Here is a 3687-nt window from a genome sequence, read left to right on the forward strand (position 1 = left end):
GTGCGGCCAGGATGTGCGGCCAGGACGCCATTGTGCATGCGATATGGGCGTCCCGCCGCTCGTGCAACCGCACCGCTCAGGCCCGCCCCTGACGGGATCACCCGCGTTGAGCATTCCGCCCGGCACCTTGCGGGCACGCCGGCTTCCGCCATCGACGCGACGCAATGCGAAGCGGCATCCTGGACAGGCGCTTCAGCCGCGCAGTGCCTGCAGCGGCTGTTTCTGGCTGCCATCCGCATGGAAATTGCCGTTGTCGAGCCATGCCTCGAACGCGGTTTTCAATTGCGGCCACTCCTTGTCGATGATGGAGAACCATGCCGTATCGCGGCTGCGGCCCTTGTAGATCACGGCCTGGCGAAAGATGCCCTCGAACGTGAAGCCCAGCCGCCCGGCCGTCCTGCGCGATGGCGCATTGAGCGCATCGCATTTCCACTCATACCGGCGATATCCCAGCGCATCGAACGCATAGGCCATCAGCAGATACTGCGCCTCAGTGGAGAGCGGCGTGCGCTGCAGGAGCGGGGAGAACATCACGTTGCCCACCTCGATCACGCCATTGTTCGGATCGATGCGCATCAGCGACAGCGTGCCCACCGCCTTGCCGGTCTTCAGGTCGGTCACCGCATAGTGGCGCGGGTCTGTGCTCGCGGCGATGGCTTCCGCATGGGCGCGGAAGTCCGCCTCCGACGCGAACGGGCCCGCAGCCATGTACGTCCATCCCTGGGGCGCTCCGCTATAGGCCGCGAACAGATCTGCCGCATGTCTTGCGAGATCGACAGGCTCGAGTTGGCAGAACCGTCCCGTGAGCGTGACGCCCGCTGGCTGCTGGCGCGGCGTCCAGCCGGACATGGCGGGGCCGATGGGTTGGCCGAATTCGTTGGTGCGGAGGGTCATGCTGCCTGCCTGCCTTCAAAAAGTGGTTGTGAAAATCCATGGACCGGTATGGAATCTAGAATATCCGTGGACCATACGAAAGCGCCACAAACCACACATTTGATAGTGCCACGCATCTTCCCCCCATGCCACCAGCCCGTCCACCTGCACCGCCACTCGCCGATCCTCTCGCCGCACTGCTGTGCGAACTTCCGCTCACCCGCCAGCGCGCCGCCGGATCATTGCAACGCCAGCTCCAGCAGCGCATCCGGCAGGCGATCCTGGAGGGGCGATTGCCCTGCGGCACACGGCTCGCGGGATCACGCGCTCTGGCCGATTCGCTCGGAATCTCCCGCAACACCGTGACGGCGGCCTACGATCTGCTGGGCGCGGAAGGCTACATCCATCTGAGCCGCCAGGGCAGCACCGTGGCGGCGCTCGCGGGGCCGGCCAGGAGTGCATCCGGCCAAAGAAGCGGCGCAAGCTCTGGCGGCAAAGGCGGGAGCGCGGCCGCCCTGCCCGCCATCGCCCGGCGCAACACCGCCATCCGCGACAACGGCGCATCCTCCTCGGAAAACCTGGCGTTCAAACCGGGCGTGCCCGCGCTCTCGCGCTTTCCCATCGCGGTGTGGAAACGCTGCCTGGATCACGCCATACAGGGCGCTGGTGTGAACGCGCTCGGCTACGGCGCGCCGCAGGGCGAGCCGGCCCTGCGCACGGCCATCGCGCGGCATCTGGCGGTGGCGCGCGGCGTGCAATGCGACCCCGGGCAGGTGCTGATCACCGAGGGCGCGCAGGAAGCGCTGGTGCTGTGCATGCGCCTGACAGCCAACCCCGGCGATATCGGCTGGGTGGAAGAGCCGGGCTACCGCGGCGCGCAGACCGCCATGGCGAGCGCCGACCTGCAGGTCGTTGCCATGCGGGTGGATGCGGGCGGCATCCGCATTCCCGCCAGCGCATGGAAGACCCATCCGCCGCGCATCATCTACACCACGCCCTCTCATCAATACCCCGTGGGCGGCGTGTTGAGCGCCGCCCGCAGGCTGGAGCTGATCGCCCATGCGCAAACCCACGGCGCATGGATCATCGAGGATGACTACGACAGCGAGTTCCGCCATGCGGGCGAGCCCATTGCCGCCATGCAGGGCCTCGTGCCGAACGCGCCGGTGCTGTATTGCGGCACATTCAGCAAGACCCTGTTTCCCGCGCTGCGCCTGGGATTCCTGGTGCTTCCCCAAGCGCTGCTCGCACGCTCGCGCCTGCTGCTCCAGGAAACACTGCGCGGCGGCCACCGGTTCGAGCAACTCGCTCTGGCGCAATTCATCGAGGCGGGCCACTTCAGCCGCCACCTGGGCCGCATGCGCAGGCTGTACCGGCAACGGCAGGCCGTGCTGCGCGAGGCCATCGGTGCGCATGTGAAGACGCCGCACGGCATCTGTGGCGGCGACAGCGGACTGCACCTTACGCTACGGCTGCCCGCGCAGTTCCCGGACCGGCACATCGCGGAGGCGGCGCGCGGCTACGACATGGCGCCAGCTCCTCTCTCGCGCTTCGCCCTGCATCCGGGCAGCGAGGACAACGGCCTGGTGCTCGGATATGGGAACACCTCGGAGGCGCGGATGCCCCTGCTCGTCAAACGGCTGGCGCAACTGATCGCGGCATCACGGCGGTGATCAACGCAATGGACGCAGGCTGCGGCGGCTGTCGAACCGGCGCTCCTGTCCCGTCACCGGGTCCTGGAAGGCAATCGAGCGCGCGAGCAGTTGAAGCGGATGGGACCAGTCGCCCTCAGGCGGATCATTCACCTCGGGATAGAACCCGTCGCCCAGCAAAGGCAGTCCCAGCGATGCCATGTGCACGCGCAACTGATGGCGTTTGCCGGTCACCGGCCTGAGCCGGTAGCGCGCAAGGCCGCCATGCTGCTCGATGATCTCCATATGCGTGTGGCTGTTGGCCTCGCCCGGCACTTCCCGCATGCGAAAGAACTGCTCCGGGCACTCCTGCATGCGGCTGGAATGCTCGCGCGGAAACGGCAGGTCGGCGCGAAACGGGGCGACGGCTTCGTATTCCTTGAACACCGTGCGATCACGGAACAGCGCCTGATATGCGCCGCGCGTCGCCCGCTGCGTGGAAAAAAGCACTAGCCCCGCAGTGTCCCGATCGATGCGATGGATGGGAGACAGCTCACGCAGCCCCGTCAACCGCTTCATGCGCACCAACAGCGTATGCTGCAGGTACCGTCCGCCCGGCACCACGGGCAGGAAGTGCGGCTTGTCGGCCACCAGCAGATGCTCGTCCTGAAAGAGGACGTGCGCCTCGAACGGAATCTCTGCTTCCCGCTCCAGCTCCCGGTAGTAATAAAAGCGGATGCCGGGTTCGAAGCGGCGCCCTGGCGTGGCCGGAACGCCGAATTCATCCACCACCTCGCCAAGCGCGATACGACGCAGCCAGTCCTCCCTGCTCACGGCGGGAAGACGCTCTACAAGAAAGTCCAGCAGGCTGCCCTCGCCTGCCGGCGGCAGCACCACGCAACTGGGATTGATGCCATCGCGCATGGGCAGCACGCGCGGATCATGAGAGTTGTGCATGGGCGGCGATTGTAGATATCCCCGGCGCCCCGGCTTCCCTGGCGGCGGCGATGTCCGCCCAGGAATCCTCCGCGCGAATCGATGGTCAAGCAGCTTGCGCGGATCGGGGTGGGATACAAGGCGAAACCGCAGCGATAACCGTGGCTATCGCGAGAATTTTGAACGCCGTGGACCGCCCGAGTCCGCGCAAGCACGCGTCGAGCTGATTTGTGCAGGGGGTGCCTAA

General features: G+C 66.6%; 3 protein-coding genes. 1 reads left to right on the forward strand and 2 read right to left on the reverse strand.

The genetic code is table 11. From position 1 onward, the window contains the following. Positions 1 to 192: 192 nt before the first annotated feature. Positions 193 to 894: a GNAT family N-acetyltransferase gene (locus ABWP92_RS16890; protein WP_353236566.1), complete on the reverse strand. Its 702-nt coding sequence runs from the start codon at positions 892 to 894 to the stop codon at positions 193 to 195. Between the two features lie 125 nt (positions 895 to 1019). On the opposite strand from ABWP92_RS16890, the gene pdxR reads away from it, so the two are divergent. Continuing rightward, a complete protein-coding gene (pdxR, locus tag ABWP92_RS16895; RefSeq protein WP_353236567.1) occupies positions 1020 to 2546 on the forward strand; it encodes a MocR-like pyridoxine biosynthesis transcription factor PdxR in 1527 nt (508 codons plus the stop codon). On the opposite strand, the gene ABWP92_RS16900 is transcribed toward pdxR, so the two are convergent. Continuing rightward, positions 2547 to 3461, reverse strand: a complete 915-nt coding sequence (locus ABWP92_RS16900; protein WP_353236568.1) for a pseudouridine synthase — start codon at positions 3459 to 3461, stop codon at positions 2547 to 2549. Positions 3462 to 3687: the final 226 nt, after the last annotated feature.

The sequence above is a fragment of the Diaphorobacter ruginosibacter genome, assembly GCF_040396215.1.
Classification (GTDB): Bacteria; Pseudomonadota; Gammaproteobacteria; order Burkholderiales; family Burkholderiaceae_C; genus Diaphorobacter_A; species Diaphorobacter_A ruginosibacter_A.